A 16715-nucleotide genomic window follows, 5' to 3' on the forward strand; every position below is an offset into this window, starting at 1 on the left:
CTGCAAGTTGCAGCTGATGCTGGCCCTTGAACCACAATTTCGCGCCCCCATATAGCCGCACAAGCGCGGGCCCGACAGTCCGCTGAAGTCTTGATGAGGAGGATTGCATGGCCGACGAGCAGAACCTGGACAACCAGACCCCTGAAGAGAATGAAAACGTACACGCCGAGGCGCCAGAGGATCTGGCGGCGCGCGTGGCGACTCTGGAAGAGCAGCTGGCAGCTGCGCAGGATCAGTCCTTGCGGGTTGCAGCGGAGTTGCAGAATATCCGTCGCCGCGCCGAGCAGGATGTCGAAAAGGCGCATAAGTTCGCCCTGGAAAAATTTGCCGGTGACCTGTTGGCGGTGGCCGATAGCCTGGAGCGAGGCCTTGAACTGTCGAATCCGGACGATAGCGCCGTGAAAGCGGTCCGTGAAGGTCTGGAGCTGACGCTCAAACTGCTGCTCGATACCCTGGCGCGCCATCAGTTGCTGCAGCTCGATCCGCAGGGTGAGCCCTTCAATCCCGAGCATCATCAGGCCATGGCGATGGAAGAAAGCACCCATGCCGAGCCGGGCAGCGTGCTCAAGGTGTTCCAGAAGGGTTATCTGCTCAATGGCCGTCTGCTGCGTCCGGCGATGGTGGTGGTCAGCAAGGCGCCTGCGCAAACGCCGCCTTCGATCGATGAGAAGGCTTGAATTCTCACGGCTGACCCCCATCTGGTAGTCAAGCGTTTTTGTGTTACCCGCAGCCGGTAAACAGGCGCGGATTTCATCCAAGATTTTCGGAGATAGATAAATGGGCAAAATTATCGGTATCGACCTGGGGACCACCAACTCCTGCGTCTCCATTCTGGAAAATGGCAAGGCCAAGGTCATCGAGAACGCCGAAGGCGGTCGCACCACCCCGTCGATCATTGCGTATGCCAATGATGGCGAGATTCTGGTAGGTCAGTCGGCCAAGCGTCAGGCAGTAACCAATCCGCACAACACCCTGTACGCGGTGAAGCGCCTGATCGGCCGTCGGTTCGACGAAGATGTCGTGCAGAAAGACATCCAGATGGTGCCGTACAAGATATCCAAGGCCGACAACGGCGATGCTTGGGTGGAAGTGAATGGCCAGAAGATGGCACCACCGCAGATTTCCGCGGAAATCCTGAAGAAGATGAAGAAGACCGCCGAAGACTACCTCGGCGAGCCGGTTACCGAAGCGGTCATCACCGTGCCGGCCTACTTCAATGACAGCCAGCGCCAAGCCACCAAGGACGCCGGTCGCATCGCCGGTCTGGACGTCAAGCGCATCATCAATGAGCCGACTGCGGCTGCGCTGGCCTATGGCATGGACAAAGCCAAGGGCGACCACACCGTTATCGTCTATGACTTGGGCGGCGGTACCTTCGACGTGTCGGTGATCGAAATCGCCGAAGTCGACGGCGAGCATCAGTTCGAAGTGCTGGCCACCAATGGTGACACCTTCCTCGGTGGTGAAGACTTCGATATCCGCCTGATCGACTACCTCGTCGACGAGTTCAAGAAAGAAAGCGGCATGAACCTCAAGGGCGACCCGCTGGCCATGCAGCGCCTGAAGGAAGCCGCCGAGAAAGCCAAGATTGAGCTGTCCTCCAGCCAGCAGACCGACGTCAACCTGCCGTATATCACTGCAGATGCGACCGGTCCGAAGCACCTCAATGTGAAGATTTCCCGCGCCAAGCTCGAAGCCCTGGTCGAAGACTTGGTACAGCGCACCATTGAGCCGTGCCGCATCGCCCTGAAGGACGCCGGTATTGATGTCGGCAAGATCGACGACGTGATTCTGGTCGGTGGCCAGACCCGCATGCCACTGGTGCAGCAGAAGGTTGCCGAGTTCTTCGGCAAGGAAGCGCGCAAGGACGTGAACCCGGATGAAGCGGTTGCCATGGGGGCAGCCATTCAGGGAGCGGTACTGGCCGGTGACGTCAAGGACGTGCTGCTGCTGGACGTTTCTCCGCTAACCCTGGGTATCGAAACCATGGGCGGCGTGATGACCGCGCTGATCGAGAAGAACACCACCATCCCGACCAAAAAGTCCCAGGTGTTCTCCACCGCCGACGATAACCAGAGCGCCGTGACCATTCACGTGCTGCAGGGTGAGCGCAAGCAGGCCAGCGGCAACAAGTCGCTGGGGCGTTTCGATCTGGCCGAGATTCCGCCGGCGCCGCGTGGCATGCCGCAGATCGAAGTCACTTTCGACATCGACGCCAACGGCATTCTGCATGTGTCCGCCAAGGACAAGGCCACCGGTAAGCATCAGTCCATCGTGATCAAGGCCAACTCCGGTCTGTCTGAGGAGGAGATCGAGCAGATGGTGCGTGACGCCGAGGCCAATGCCGAGGAAGACCGCAAGTTCGAAGAGCTGGCCGGCGCCCGTAACCAGGGCGACCAGCTGGTCCATGCGACACGCAAGATGCTGGTCGAGGCGGGCGACAAGGCCACCGAAGAAGACAAGACCACTATCGAGAAGGCCATCGGCGAGCTGGAAGTAGCCATCAAGGGCGATGACAAGGCCGAGATCGAAGCCAAGATCGCGGCGGTGTCCCAGGCTTCCACTCCGCTGGCGCAGAAGATGTACGCCGAACAGCCTCAGGGTGGCGAAGGCCAGCCGGCTGATAACGGTGCGCAGCCGGGCGACGACGTGGTCGATGCGGAGTTTGAAGAGGTCAAGGACAACAAGTAATCCGCCACTTGTGACCCACATGGAAGGAGTGCAGCTTGTCGCCTCCGGCGCGGTCTGCCTTTCCTTCCGCCCTGCCGCGACTTGCTCGTGACAGGCGTGACCGCTGCGCGGGGGCTTGCTCCCGCGTCGGCGTGTCTGGAGGGTACGAATTTGAAGGTTCAGGAAATTTATGGCCAAACGTGATTATTACGAAGTGCTGGGCGTCGAGCGTGGCGCCAGCGAAGCGGAGCTGAAAAAGGCTTATCGCCGCCTCGCCATGAAGCACCACCCCGATCGCAATCCGGATGACAAGGCATCCGAGGAAGCCTTCAAGGAGGCCAACGAGGCTTACGAAGTGCTTTCCGATGCCAGCAAGCGTCAGGCCTATGATCAATACGGTCACGCGGGTGTTGACCCGCAGATGGGTGCTGGTGCGGGTGCGGCCTATGGTGGCGCGAACTTCTCCGATATCTTCGGTGACGTATTCAGCGACTTCTTCACCGGCGCGCGCGGCAGCTCACGCGGCGGTGCCCAGCGCGGTAGCGATCTGCGCTACACGCTGGAGCTGGATCTGGAAGAGGCCGTGCGCGGCACGACCGTGACCATTCGCGTGCCGACGCTCGCTGAGTGCAAGACCTGCGATGGTTCCGGGGCGAAGAAGGGCACCAGCCCCGTCACTTGCACCACCTGCGGCGGTATCGGTCAGGTGCGCATGCAGCAGGGCTTCTTCTCGGTGCAGCAGACCTGCCCACGCTGTCATGGCAGCGGCAAGATGATCTCCGATCCTTGTGGCAGCTGCCACGGTCAGGGTCGTGTGGAGGAGCAGAAGACGCTTTCAGTCAAGGTTCCTGCGGGCGTCGACACCGGGGATCGTATTCGCCTGACCGGCGAGGGCGAGGCCGGGAGTCAGGGCGGTCCGGCGGGTGATCTGTATGTAGTGGTCAACGTGCGTGAACACGCGATCTTCCAGCGCGATGGCAAGCATCTTTACTGCGAAGTGCCGATCAGCTTTGCTGATGCAGCACTGGGCGGCGAATTGGAAGTGCCGACCCTGGATGGTCGCGTCAAGCTGAAGATTCCCGAGGGCACCCAGACCGGCAAGCAGTTCCGTCTGCGTGGCAAGGGCGTGGCCCCGGTACGTGGCGGCGCCGCGGGTGACCTGCTGTGCCGGGTTGCGGTGGAGACGCCGGTCAATCTCAGCAAGCGTCAGCGCGAGATGCTCGAAGAATTTCGCGGCACCCTGCAGGGTGACACCTCCCATTCACCCAAGGCCAGCGGCTGGTTCGAGGGTGTGAAGCGCTTTTTTGGTGATGTCTGACAGCTGCAAGCCTCAGGGCGTTGTTTGAGGCTTGCAGCCTGGAGCTGATGGTATGCGACGTATTGCAGTGATGGGCGCCGCCGGGCGCATGGGCAAGATCCTGATCGAAGCGGTGCAGCAGACTGCTGGGGCCGCGGGGCTGACCGCCGCGATCGACCGGCCGGACAGTACCCTGGTGGGGGCGGATGCCGGAGAGCTGGCGGCCATCGGTCGTCTGGGTGTGCCGCTGACGGGTGACGTGGCAAAGGCGGTCGACGAGTTCGACGTGCTGATCGACTTCACGCACCCCTCGGTGACCCTGAAAAACCTCGAGGTGTGCCGGCGTGCAGGCAAGGCGATGGTGATCGGTACCACCGGTTTTTCACCGGAGGAAAAGGAGCGGCTGGCGGCTGCGGCCAGGGACATTCCGATCGTCTTTGCGGCTAACTTCAGCGTTGGCGTGAATCTGTGCCTGAAGCTGCTGGATACCGCAGCGCGGGTGCTGGGCGATGAGGTCGATATCGAGATCATCGAGGCGCACCACAGGCACAAGGTCGATGCGCCGTCCGGCACCGCATTGCGCATGGGTGAAGTGGTGGCCGATGCGCTCGGACGCGATCTGCAGAAGGTCGCGGTCTACGGTCGTGAAGGACAGACGGGCGCGCGCGAGCGCGACACTATCGGCTTCGCCACTGTTCGTGCCGGGGATGTGGTGGGTGACCATACGGTGCTTTTTGCTGCCGACGGCGAGCGCGTGGAGATCACGCACAAGGCTTCCAGTCGCATGACCTTCGCCAGGGGCGCGGTCCGTGCGGCGCTGTGGCTGGACGAGAAACCTGCCGGGTTATACGACATGCAGGATGTACTGGGTTTGTGTTGATTTCACCGCTGTCATGCAATTCGGGTGGATTTCGGCTGGACCGCAAAAGGGGTTTTCTGTAAGCTTCCCGCTTTAGTGTGTCCACTAAAAGTTGCGCAGAATGACTCCAATAAAAAGCGGGATGACCTTCACACGTCATCCCGCTTTTTTACAATCTGCGCCTGCTTCAGCCTTGATCTTTGGGAGGTCTCTTGACTAAGCCAGCCCCTACGCCAGCCATTCTGGCCCTTGCCGATGGCAGCATCTTTCGCGGCGAATCCATCGGTGCCGACGGCCAGACAATCGGCGAGGTGGTGTTCAACACCGCCATGACCGGCTATCAGGAAATTCTTACCGACCCGTCCTATGCCAAGCAAATCGTCACGCTGACCTATCCGCACATCGGCAATACCGGCACCACGCCGGAAGATGCCGAGTCCCGCCAGGTGTGGGCGGCCGGTCTGGTGATTCGCGACCTGCCGTTACTGGCCAGCAACTGGCGCAACAAACAGCCGCTGGATGCCTATCTGAAGGAAAACGGCACCGTCGCCATCGCTGGTATAGACACCCGTCGCCTGACGCGAATCCTCCGCGAAAAAGGCGCACAGAACGGTTGCATCCTGACCGGCGCAGACGCGACTGAAGAGAAGGCGTTGGAGTTGGCGCGCAGCTTCCCCGGTCTCAAGGGCATGGACCTGGCCAAGGAGGTCAGCGTCAAAGAGCGCTACGAATGGCGTTCCGGCCTCTGGAGCCTGGAGAGCGACAGCCATCCGGAAATCCCGGCCAGCGAGCTGCCCTACCATGTGGTTGCCTTCGATTACGGCGTCAAGTGGAACATCCTGCGCATGCTGGTTGCGCGCGGCTGCCGCATCACCGTGCTACCGGCGCAGACGCCGGCCAGCGAGGCTCTGGCGCTGAATCCGGATGGCATCTTCCTGGCCAATGGCCCGGGCGATCCCGAACCGTGCGATTACGCGATCAAGGCGATTCAGGAAGTGCTGGAAACCGATGTGCCCGTCTTCGGTATCTGCCTCGGTCATCAGTTGCTGGCGCTGGCTTCCGGTGCGACTACTGTGAAGATGCCCAGCGGCCATCATGGTGCCAACCATCCGGTGCAGGATCTGGAAACCGGCGTCGTTATGATCACCAGCCAGAACCACGGTTTCTGCGCCGATGAGACGACCCTGCCGGCCAATCTGCGCGCCACCCACAAATCGCTGTTCGATGGCACCCTGCAGGGTATCGAACGTACCGACAAGGCGGCCTTTGGTTTTCAGGGACACCCTGAAGCCAGTCCGGGTCCGTGCGATGTCGCGCCGCTGTTTGATCGCTTTATCTCCGCCATGGCGGCCCGTCGCTGATCGCTGAGTCCAGGAATTCGAGAGTTACTTCATGCCAAAACGTACAGATATCAAAAGCATCCTGATCCTCGGCGCCGGCCCCATCGTCATCGGTCAGGCGTGCGAGTTCGATTACTCCGGCGCCCAGGCCTGCAAGGCCCTGCGCGAGGAAGGCTTCCGCGTCATTCTGGTGAACTCCAACCCGGCCACCATCATGACCGACCCGGCCATGGCCGACGCCACCTACATCGAGCCGATCAAGTGGGCTACCGTCGCCAAGATCATCGAGAAGGAACGCCCTGACGCCCTGCTGCCGACCATGGGTGGCCAGACTGCGCTGAACTGCGCCCTGGACCTGGAAAAGCACGGCATCCTGGAAAAATTTGGCGTCGAGATGATCGGCGCCAATGCCGATACCATCGACAAGGCCGAAGACCGCTCGCGCTTTGACAAGGCCATGAAGGATATCGGCCTGGCTTGCCCGGTTTCGGGTATCGCCCACAGCATGGAAGAAGCCTACGGCGTGCTGGACAAGGTCGGCTTCCCCTGCATCATCCGTCCCTCGTTCACCATGGGCGGCACTGGTGGCGGCATCGCCTACAACCGTGAAGAGTTCGAAGAAATCTGCACCCGTGGTCTGGACCTGTCGCCGACCAAGGAACTGCTGATCGACGAATCGCTGATCGGCTGGAAGGAGTACGAGATGGAGGTGGTCCGCGACAAGAAGGACAACTGCATCATCGTCTGCTCCATCGAGAACTTCGATCCGATGGGCGTGCACACCGGCGACTCGATCACCGTCGCCCCGGCGCAGACGCTCACTGACAAGGAATACCAGATCATGCGCAATGCCTCCCTGGCGGTGCTGCGTGAGATCGGCGTGGAGACCGGCGGCTCCAACGTGCAGTTCGGTATCTGCCCGGACACGGGTCGCATGGTGGTGATCGAGATGAACCCGCGTGTGTCGCGTTCATCGGCGCTGGCCTCCAAGGCCACCGGTTTCCCGATCGCCAAAATCGCCGCCAAGCTGGCGGTCGGTTACACCCTCGACGAACTGTCCAACGACATCACGGGCGGTCGCACTCCGGCGTCCTTCGAGCCGGCCATCGACTATGTCGTCACCAAGATCCCGCGTTTTGCCTTCGAGAAATTCCCCAAGGCCGACGCCCGTCTGACCACCCAGATGAAATCCGTGGGTGAGGTCATGGCCATCGGTCGGACCTTCCAGGAGTCGATGCAAAAGGCCCTGCGCGGCCTGGAAGTCGGCGCCACCGGTTTCGACCCCAAACTGAATCTGGAGTCTGCCGAGGCTGAAAGCACGCTGACCCGCGAGCTGACCGTGCCTGGTGCCGACCGTATCTGGTATGTGGCTGATGCCTTCCGGGCTGGCAAGAGCATCGAGGATGTTTTTGCCCTGACCAAGATCGACCCCTGGTTCCTGGTCCAGATCGAGGATCTGGTCAAGGAAGAAGAGCAGGTCCAGACCCTCGGCCTGTCCAGTATCGACCGTGATCTGATGTACAAGCTCAAGCGCAAGGGTTTCTCCGATGCGCGCCTGGCCAAGCTGCTCGGCGTGACCGAAAAGAACCTGCGAAGCCATCGCCACAAGCTCAAGGTGCTGCCGGTCTACAAGCGCGTTGACACCTGCGCCGCCGAGTTCGCCACCGACACCGCCTATATGTATTCGACCTATGAGGAAGAGTGCGAGGCCAATCCGTCGAACCGCGAGAAGATCATGATCCTCGGCGGCGGGCCGAACCGCATCGGCCAGGGCATCGAGTTCGACTATTGCTGCGTACACGCGGCGCTGGCCATGCGCGAAGACGGTTACGAGACCATCATGGTCAACTGCAATCCGGAAACCGTCTCCACCGACTACGACACCTCTGACCGCCTGTATTTCGAGCCGGTGACACTGGAAGACGTGCTGGAAATCGTGCGTATCGAGCAGCCCAAGGGCGTGATCGTGCAATACGGCGGCCAGACCCCGCTGAAGATCTGTCGCGCGCTGGAAGAGGCTGGCGTGCCTATCATCGGCACCAGCCCTGATGCCATCGACCGCGCCGAAGATCGCGAACGCTTCCAGCAGATGGTGCAGCGCCTGGGCCTGCGTCAGCCTCAGAACGCCACCGCGCGCAGCGAGGAAGAGGCCATTGCCGCTTCCAAGGCCATCGGCTATCCGCTGGTGGTGCGCCCGTCCTACGTGTTGGGCGGGCGCGCCATGGAAATTGTCTATGAGGAAGACGAGCTCAAGCGCTACATGCGCGAAGCCGTGAAAGTGTCCAACGACAGCCCTGTGCTGCTCGACCACTTCCTCAACTGCGCCATCGAAGTGGACGTTGATGCCGTATGCGACGGCGAAATTGTGGTGATCGGCGCGATCATGCAGCACATCGAGCAGGCGGGTGTTCACTCCGGTGACTCTGCCTGTTCGCTGCCGGCCTATTCGCTGGCGCAGCACATTCAGGACGAGATTCGCGAGCAGGTGCGCAAGATGGCGCTGGAGCTCGACGTGATCGGCCTGATGAACGTGCAGATGGCGGTACAGGGTGAAGACATCTATGTGCTGGAAGTGAACCCGCGTGCTTCGCGCACCGTGCCCTTCGTCTCCAAGTGCATCGGTGAGTCGCTGGCCAAGATTGCCGCGCGCGTCATGGCTGGCAAAACGCTGACCGAAATCGGTTTTACCAAGGAAATCATTCCACCCTTCTTCAGCGTCAAGGAAGCGGTGTTCCCCTTTGCCAAGTTCCCGGGCGTGGATACCATCCTCGGGCCGGAAATGAAGTCAACCGGCGAGGTGATGGGCGTTGGCGACAGCTTCGCCGAGGCCTTCGCCAAGGCGCAGCTGGGTGCCAGCGAAATCCTGCCGACCTCCGGCTGTGCTTTCATCAGCGTTCGCGAGGACGACAAGCCCTTCGTCGAGCAGGTTGCCCGTGATCTGGTCGGCCTTGGTTTCGAGGTTGTCGCCACCGCCGGCACGGCGCGTATCATCGAGGCAGCCGGTCTGCCGGTGCGTCGCGTTAACAAGGTGACTGAAGGTCGTCCGCACGTGGTCGACATGATCAAGAATGACGAAGTCACGCTGATCATCAATACCACCGAGGGGCGTCAGTCCATCGCCGATTCGTATTCCATCCGCCGCAACGCTCTGCAGCATAAGATCTGTATCACCACCACCATTGCCGGTGGCCAGGCAATCTGTGAGGCGCTCAAGTTCGGTCCCGAGAAGACCGTGCGCCGACTGCAGGATCTCCATGCAGGAATTGAGACATGACCAAATACCCAATGACTGTCCAAGGCGCGCGCGCCCTGGAAGAAGAGCATCACCACCTGACCAAGGTGCTGCGACCCAAGCTGAGCCACGATATCGGCGTGGCGCGTGAGCTTGGCGATCTCAAGGAGAACGCCGAATACCATGCGGCTCGGGAACAGCAAGGCATGGTCGAGGCGCGGATTCGCGATATCGAAGGTCGTCTGCAGAACGCACAGATCATCGATGTCACGGCTATAGCGCACACCGGAAAGGTGATCTTTGGAACCACGGTCGAGATCGCTAATGCCGAGACTGACGAGCGGGTGACCTACCAGATCGTTGGCGAGGACGAGGCGGAGATCAAGCTGGGCAAGATTTCAGTGAGCTCGCCCATCGCGCGCGCGCTGATCGGCAAGATGGAAGGCGATATCGCAGTGGTCAAGACGCCCAGTGGGCTGGTCGAATTCGAGATCGTCGAGGTTCGCCATCTCTGAATCGCAGCCCATGCGCGCAGGCATCATCAGTTGGCAGCTGGCCCAGACCTTCTGGGTCGGCGGCCTCTGGCTGCTGCAGTTCGTGATGTTGCCGGCACTGGACAAGATCGGCCTGGCACCGTTGCTGGTGGCAGAAATCGCCGGGACCCTGAGACCGTTGCTGGTGGGCTTTGCGGCTTTTTGCGCAGTACTGCAAATCGTTGTACTGATACAGGCGGCAGGTTTTCGCAGTATTTGGCGGGATGTTCGCGGGCAATTGTTGCTGACGGTTTTGCTGCTTGCCGCGAGCTTTTTCGCCGCCGGCGCTCCATGGCTCGAATCGGCTCGCTGGATGCTGTTCAGCTATCTGATCATCGGGCTGTGCGGGTTGATGCTCGTATTGCAGGAGCCGCCGCGAGCGGCGGGCTCTGCTGGGATTCCCGTAGCCTGAGCCGGATGGCCAGGCTTGCAGGTCAAGCCTGGTGGCGATAAACGTTGGACAGTTGCTTGTTGACCTTGGGGTTCTTGCGGTAGACCAGCGCCATCTTGCCGATTGATTGCACCAGTTCGCAGTGCCCAATCCGACATAGTTCGTCGATCAATGCGCGACGATCATCGCGTTCGGTGATGCGCAGCTGTACCTTGATCAATTCATGATCGCTCAGTGCGCGCTCCAGTTCGGCCTGCACGCCCTCGGTCAGGCCGTTTTCGGATACGATCAGCACCGGCTTCAGATGATGGCCGATGGATTTGTAGTGTTTCTTCTGCTCGTTGGTGAGCGGCATAATTCGACCCTTGCGTCAAAACCTGAAAAACGTCCGCTAGTGTAACCGAGAGGTTCCGGGTCGCACAGGTGAGGTAACAGCTTGGCTCGCTTCAAGACCTGCGCGTGCTGGCTGAAAGAACACCTGGCGATCCCAGTGTGAGGGTGACGCAGCGCGACGGCTGTCCTTCGAGCGCCAGCTCCAGGCTGCCGGAGATACAGAAGAAGGATCACATTTTGCCTGAGTGAAGTGCTCGCGCAGATTCTTGAGGCGGTGGACGGTAAGCGTGTAGACCTTGTAGTTTCCGATATGGCACCCAATATGAGTGTTATGAAGCCTGATCAGGCTCGTGCGTTTTTTATTAGCGAGCTGGCGCTGGATCTGGCCATGCGCGTTTTGCGTCCGGGTGGCGATTTTCTGGTCAAGATATTTCAGGGCGACGGCTTCGACGCTAACCCGAAGGGTATCCGCCAGAGCTTCGATCAAGGTGCGGATATGCAAGCCTTTGTCCAGAGACCGTTCTTGCGAACAGTGAATGCTGGCGCGAGGTTTTCGCGCCGATCCGGCGCAAGCGGGCTAACATTGTTTCATACGGGGTTACAGACCAGCTCGCGTGTTTGGGCGGGTTGTGTAGTAAGTTAGCAAGAGCAGCCAACAGGGCCGTCACGCGGGCCAACGACAGCGGGTCTGTTCCAGAGGGTAACGAATTTGAATGACATGGCAAAAAACCTGATTCTGTGGTTGATCATCGCCGCCGTCCTGGTGACGGTGATGAACAACTTTTCCAGCCCGACCGAGCCGCAGACGCTCAATTATTCGCAATTTCTTGAGCAGGTCAGGGAGGGCCGTGTCGAACGCGTAACTGTCGACGGCTTCGTGATCATCGGCAAGCGCAGCGATGGTGAGAGCTTCAAGACGATCCGTCCGGCTATCCAGGACAACGGTCTTATTGGTGACCTGATCAACAACAACGTGCTGATTGAAGGCAAGCAGCCCGAGCAGCAGAGCATCTGGACCCAGTTGCTGGTAGCCAGCTTCCCGATTCTGGTGATCATCGCGGTGTTCATGTTCTTCATGCGCCAGATGCAAGGTGGCGCAGGCGGCAAGGGCGGGCCCATGAGCTTCGGCAAGAGCAAGGCGCGCCTGCTTTCCGAAGATCAGGTCAAGACGACCTTTGCCGATGTGGCCGGCTGTGACGAGGCCAAGGAAGAAGTGACCGAGCTGGTCGAGTTCCTGCGTGATCCTGGCAAATTCCAGCGTCTCGGCGGTCGAATTCCGCGCGGTGTGCTGATGGTCGGCTCGCCGGGTACCGGCAAGACGCTGCTGGCCAAGGCGGTGGCGGGCGAGGCCAAGGTGCCATTTTTCACCATTTCCGGTTCCGATTTCGTGGAAATGTTCGTCGGTGTCGGCGCCAGTCGTGTGCGCGACATGTTCGAGCAGGCCAAGAAGCACGCCCCCTGCATCATCTTTATCGACGAGATCGACGCCGTCGGTCGCCATCGTGGCGCTGGCATGGGGGGCGGCCACGATGAGCGCGAGCAGACTCTCAACCAGTTGCTGGTGGAGATGGACGGTTTCGAAATGAACGATGGCATCATCGTCATTGCGGCCACCAACCGTCCCGATGTGCTTGATCCGGCCTTGTTGCGTCCGGGCCGCTTCGATCGTCAGGTTGTGGTCGGTCTGCCGGATATCCGCGGTCGTGAGCAGATTCTCAACGTACACATGCGCAAGGTGCCGCTGGGTGACAGTGTCGAGCCGGCTCTGATCGCGCGCGGCACGCCGGGCTTCTCCGGTGCTGACCTGGCTAACCTGGTCAACGAAGCTTCCCTTTTCGCGGCACGTGCCGGAAAGCGTGTGGTCGAGATGAAGGAGTTCGAGCTGGCCAAGGACAAGATCATGATGGGTGCCGAGCGCAAGTCCATGGTCATGTCAGAGAAGGAGCGGCTTAATACCGCCTATCACGAAGCGGGCCACGCCATCGTCGGGCGCCTCGTGCCCGAGCATGATCCGGTTTACAAGGTGTCGATCATTCCCCGTGGTCGTGCCCTGGGTGTAACCATGTTCCTCCCGGAGGAAGATCGTTACAGCCTGTCCAAGCGAGCCCTGATCAGTCAAATCTGCTCGCTGTTCGGTGGCCGTATCGCTGAAGAGATGACCCTTGGCTTTGATGGCGTCACCACTGGCGCATCCAACGACATCATGCGGGCCACTCAACTGGCTCGAAACATGGTGACCAAGTGGGGCTTGTCGGAAAAGCTGGGACCGTTGATGTACGCAGAGGAAGAGGGCGAAGTGTTCCTGGGTCGCAGTATGGGCAGCCAGCAGGCAAACGTCTCCGGCGACACGGCCAAGCTGATTGACCTTGAAGTGCGCAGCATCATCGACCAATGCTACGGCACGGCGAAGCAGATCCTTGCCGATAACCGTGACAAGCTCGATGTCATGGCCGAGACGTTGATGAAGTACGAAACCATCGATGCCGAGCAGATCGACGACATCATGTCCGGTCGCACTCCACGTGAGCCGCGTGACTGGCAGGATGGCTCCGGCTCGGCGGGTACGCCTGTGCAGCCTGAAGGCGACCTTCCACAGGCGCCCATTGGTGGTCCTGCGGGCGAACACTGAGCCAAGGCTTCTAAATGACTGAAACGATACACCCGACCCGACTGTCCTGCGGCAGTCGGGTTCTTGATTTATCGCGCCCGCATGTCATGGGCATTCTCAACGTTACCCCCGACTCGTTTTCCGACGGTGGCAGGCACGCCGGTGTCGATGCCGCATTGCGCCATGCCGTTGCGATGGTGGCAGCTGGTGCAAGCCTGGTAGATGTAGGTGGGGAGTCGACTCGCCCCGGTGCACGTGCTGTCTCGCCGACTGAGGAGTTGGAACGTGTCGCCCCTGTCGTGGAGGCCATCGCGCGCGAACTCGATGTGATCATTTCGGTGGATACGTCCACGCCGGCCGTGATGCGCGAGTGCGCACGCCTGGGCGCAGGCCTGATCAACGATGTGCGTTCGCTCATGCGTGATGGTGCGCTGGATGCTGCAGCCGACAGTGGCCTTCCGGTATGCCTGATGCATATGCATGGTGAGCCGGGTGATATGCAGGACGATCCGCGCTACGACAACGTGACCGATGCGGTTTACGCGTTTCTCTCCGAGCGTATGGCCGCATGTGCTGCAGCGGGGATTGCCGGCGAGCGAGTCGTGCTTGATCCGGGCTTCGGCTTCGCCAAGAATCTTTCGCACAATCTGAGTTTGTTCAAGCATATGGAGCGCCTGCACGCACTGGGGCGTCCGTTGCTGGTTGGCGTTTCGCGGAAAAGCATGATCGGGCAGGCGCTTGGCCGGGAGGTCTCGCAGCGCCTGTATGGCAGTCTGGGGCTGGCGGCACTGGCTGTCAGCATGGGCGCTCGAATCGTGCGTGTGCATGATGTGGCTGAAACAGTTGATGTGGTTCGAATGATTGCTGCGGTACAGGCTGCAGAATAGGGAATAAGCATGAGCAGAAAATATTTTGGGACCGATGGCATTCGCGGCCATGTAGGACAATTTCCGATAACTCCGGATTTCATGCTCAAGCTTGGCTGGGCGGCGGGGATGGCATTTCGCAAGCAGGGGAAATGCCGCATCCTGGTTGGCAAGGACACGCGCATTTCAGGCTATATGTTCGAGTCCGCTCTGCAGGCCGGCCTTTCCGCAGCGGGCGCAGATGTACTTCTGCTCGGCCCGATGCCGACTCCGGCGGTGGCCTATCTGACCCGTACCTTCCACGCTGAGGCGGGTATCGTCATCAGCGCTTCGCACAATCCGCATCATGACAACGGCATCAAGTTCTTCTCCGGGCGCGGGACCAAGCTCCCCGATGAGGTCGAGTTGATGATCGAGGAGCTGATCGATACGCCGATGACGGTGGTTGAATCCGCCCAGTTGGGCAAGGCTTCACGTATCAATGATGCGGCTGGACGCTATATCGAGTTCTGCAAGAGCAGTGTACCGACCAGTACCGACTTTTCTGGTCTCAAACTGGTGGTCGATTGTGCGCATGGTGCGACTTACAAGGTGGCGCCCAGTGTATTTCGCGAACTGGGCGCAGAAGTGGTGGTAATCGCCGCGCAGCCTGACGGCCTCAATATCAATGCGGATGTCGGTTCGACCCATGCAGGGCAGCTGCAGAGGGCAGTGATCGAGCATGGCGCCGATCTTGGTATCGCCTTCGATGGCGATGGCGACCGCGTGATGATGGTCGACCACACAGGGGCTCTGGTCGACGGTGACGAGCTGCTCTATGTGATTGCGACCGATCTGCAAGAGCGTGGGCGTCTTGAGGGTGGCGTGGTCGGTACTCTGATGAGCAATCTTGGGCTTGAGCTTGCGCTCAAGGAGCGCGAGATTCCTTTTGTTCGCGCCAAGGTGGGTGACAGGTATGTAATGGCAGAGATGCTGGAGCGTAACTGGGTGCTGGGTGGCGAGAATTCAGGGCACATCGTCTGCTCGCAGCATGTGAGCACGGGCGATGCAATCATTGCCGCATTGCAGGTACTGCTTGCGCTCCGGCGGCGCGGACAAAGCCTGGCGCAAGAACGTCTGGCCTGGAAAAAATGCCCGCAGGTGCTGATCAATGTTCGGTTTTCCGGGGATCGTGATCCGATTGCCGACCCGCAGGTGCAAGCTGTCTGTGACAGCGTTACCGAGCGAATGGCAGGACGTGGGCGGGTGCTCTTGCGCAAGTCCGGAACCGAGCCGCTGGTGCGGGTGATGGTTGAGGGTGACGATGAAAGTCGGGTACGCAGCTATGCCGAAGAGCTGGCAGCTGTGGTTGCTGAAGTTTGTGCGTGATTCTCGCTTGCCAGGTTGGTTTTCGTTGAGTACCATCTGCGCCCACTTTGATCGACGAGGTAAAGCATGCGTCGCCCCTTGGTAGCTGGTAACTGGAAGATGAACGGTACCCGCGCCAGCGTCGCAGAGCTGACCGAAGCGCTTAAGCAACAGGCGCTTTTAGCAACTGTTGAAGTGGTGGTTTTTCCAACCTGTTTGCATGTTGGGCGTGTCGTGAGTGAGCTGGCGAATGTGTCAATTGCCGTCGGCGCTCAGGACTGTTCAACAGAGGCTGGTTTCGGTGCTCTTACCGGTGAAGTGTCTGCTTCCCAGTTGGCTGATGCCGGGTGCGAATGGGTGTTGGTTGGTCACTCCGAGAGACGCCTGATCCTGGGCGAAAGCGACGGGGTGGTGAGTCAGAAATTCAAAGCGGCGTTGGCGTGTGGGTTGATGCCGGTGCTGTGCCTTGGTGAAACGCTGGAGCAGCGTGAGGCAGGGCAGACGCTTGAGGTTGTCGAGCGTCAGTTGGCCTGTGTGATAGCGGCTGCTGGAATTGCCTCTTTTGAGAGGGCTGTTGTGGCGTATGAGCCGGTCTGGGCAATCGGGTCTGGATTGACGGCGACGCCCGAGCAGGCGCAGGAAATACATGCTGCCATTCGAGAGCAGCTGTCGCGTGAAGATAAGCGTGTCGCCGATGGCGTGCGTATTCTGTACGGTGGCAGTGTAAAGGCGGAGAATGCCGCTGAGCTTTTTGGGATGGCGGATATCGATGGGGGGCTTGTCGGTGGCGCCTCTCTGAAAGCCAATGATTTCGGTGCGATTTGTCGCGCTGCAGGGAACTGATCAGATGTTGCAGACTGTTGTGATCGTGGTGCATCTGCTGGTTGCCATCGCTGTGGTTGTGCTGGTGTTGCTGCAGCAGGGTAAAGGTGCGGATGCTGGCGCTTCGTTTGGTTCGGGAGCCTCGGCGACCGTCTTCGGAAGTCAAGGTTCTACTACCTTCCTTAGTCGTTTTACTGCTATACTGGCCGGCGTTTTTTTCGTGACCAGTCTGGGTTTGGCGTTTTTTGCAACGCAGCAGGCGGGTCAGATGTCGCAGGCAGGTTTGCCGGATCCAGCGGTGCTGGAAATTCCGGTCAGCAAGCCCGCTGTTGAAGATGTACCTGTTCTGGAGTCTGCTCCGTCTGCAGGTGCTACTGGCGATGTTCCTCCTGTAGAAGAAGGGCGCTAGTAAAGGTT

General features: G+C 60.0%; 14 protein-coding genes and 1 pseudogene. 14 read left to right on the forward strand and 1 reads right to left on the reverse strand.

Annotated features, from left to right (window positions below; translation table 11 throughout):
- The first annotated feature begins 107 nt into the window (after positions 1-107).
- From grpE to NAV32_RS08205, 8 genes are all read left to right on the forward strand, one after another.
- Positions 108-677 carry a nucleotide exchange factor GrpE gene (gene grpE / locus NAV32_RS08170; RefSeq protein WP_256052306.1) on the forward strand — a complete coding sequence of 190 codons (570 nt, stop codon included), beginning with the start codon at positions 108-110 and terminating at the stop codon, positions 675-677.
- A 100-nt stretch (positions 678-777) separates the two neighbouring features.
- Positions 778-2691, forward strand: a complete 1914-nt coding sequence (gene dnaK / locus NAV32_RS08175) for a molecular chaperone DnaK (protein ID WP_256052307.1) — start codon at positions 778-780, stop codon at positions 2689-2691.
- 169 nt (positions 2692-2860) lie between these two features.
- Positions 2861-3988: a molecular chaperone DnaJ gene (gene dnaJ / locus NAV32_RS08180; RefSeq protein WP_256052308.1), complete on the forward strand. Its 1128-nt coding sequence runs from the start codon at positions 2861-2863 to the stop codon at positions 3986-3988.
- 52 nt (positions 3989-4040) lie between these two features.
- Positions 4041-4847: a 4-hydroxy-tetrahydrodipicolinate reductase gene (gene dapB / locus NAV32_RS08185; RefSeq protein ID WP_256052309.1), complete on the forward strand. Its 807-nt coding sequence runs from the start codon at positions 4041-4043 to the stop codon at positions 4845-4847.
- Between the two features lie 191 nt (positions 4848-5038).
- Positions 5039-6187 (forward strand): glutamine-hydrolyzing carbamoyl-phosphate synthase small subunit, encoded by a 1149-nt coding sequence (carA, locus tag NAV32_RS08190; protein ID WP_256052310.1) that lies wholly within the window; start codon positions 5039-5041, stop codon positions 6185-6187.
- Positions 6188-6218: 31 nt separating this feature from the next.
- Positions 6219-9440 (forward strand): carbamoyl-phosphate synthase large subunit, encoded by a 3222-nt coding sequence (gene carB, locus NAV32_RS08195; RefSeq protein WP_256052311.1) that lies wholly within the window; start codon positions 6219-6221, stop codon positions 9438-9440.
- Complete coding sequence (gene greA / locus NAV32_RS08200; protein WP_256052312.1) at positions 9437-9913, forward strand: transcription elongation factor GreA; 477 nt, start codon at positions 9437-9439, stop codon at positions 9911-9913. Before carB ends, greA begins: the two co-directional genes overlap by 4 nt.
- A gap of 10 nt (positions 9914-9923) precedes the next feature.
- Entirely contained in the window at positions 9924-10343 is a 420-nt protein-coding gene (locus tag NAV32_RS08205) for a DUF4149 domain-containing protein (RefSeq protein ID WP_256052399.1), read from the forward strand.
- 22 nt (positions 10344-10365) lie between these two features.
- On the opposite strand, the gene NAV32_RS08210 is transcribed toward NAV32_RS08205, so the two are convergent.
- A complete protein-coding gene (locus NAV32_RS08210) occupies positions 10366-10677 on the reverse strand; it encodes a YhbY family RNA-binding protein (RefSeq protein WP_256052313.1) in 312 nt (103 codons plus the stop codon).
- An 81-nt stretch (positions 10678-10758) separates the two neighbouring features.
- Here NAV32_RS08210 and NAV32_RS08215 point away from each other — a divergent pair.
- From NAV32_RS08215 to secG, 6 genes and pseudogenes are all read left to right on the forward strand, one after another.
- Positions 10759-11191, forward strand: a pseudogene (locus NAV32_RS08215) (SAM-dependent methyltransferase).
- Positions 11192-11373: 182 nt separating this feature from the next.
- Entirely contained in the window at positions 11374-13284 is a 1911-nt protein-coding gene (gene ftsH, locus NAV32_RS08220; protein ID WP_256052314.1) for an ATP-dependent zinc metalloprotease FtsH, read from the forward strand.
- Between the two features lie 14 nt (positions 13285-13298).
- Positions 13299-14150: a dihydropteroate synthase gene (gene folP, locus NAV32_RS08225; RefSeq protein WP_256052315.1), complete on the forward strand. Its 852-nt coding sequence runs from the start codon at positions 13299-13301 to the stop codon at positions 14148-14150.
- A gap of 9 nt (positions 14151-14159) precedes the next feature.
- Complete coding sequence (gene glmM / locus NAV32_RS08230) at positions 14160-15497, forward strand: phosphoglucosamine mutase (RefSeq protein ID WP_256052316.1); 1338 nt, start codon at positions 14160-14162, stop codon at positions 15495-15497.
- 66 nt (positions 15498-15563) lie between these two features.
- Positions 15564-16319 (forward strand): triose-phosphate isomerase, encoded by a 756-nt coding sequence (gene tpiA, locus NAV32_RS08235; RefSeq protein WP_256052317.1) that lies wholly within the window; start codon positions 15564-15566, stop codon positions 16317-16319.
- A 4-nt stretch (positions 16320-16323) separates the two neighbouring features.
- Positions 16324-16707, forward strand: a complete 384-nt coding sequence (gene secG, locus NAV32_RS08240) for a preprotein translocase subunit SecG (protein WP_256052318.1) — start codon at positions 16324-16326, stop codon at positions 16705-16707.
- The last annotated feature ends 8 nt before the right edge of the window (positions 16708-16715 follow it).

Source organism: Stutzerimonas stutzeri (assembly GCF_024448695.1).
GTDB classification, from domain to species: domain Bacteria; phylum Pseudomonadota; class Gammaproteobacteria; order Pseudomonadales; family Pseudomonadaceae; genus Stutzerimonas; species Stutzerimonas stutzeri_T.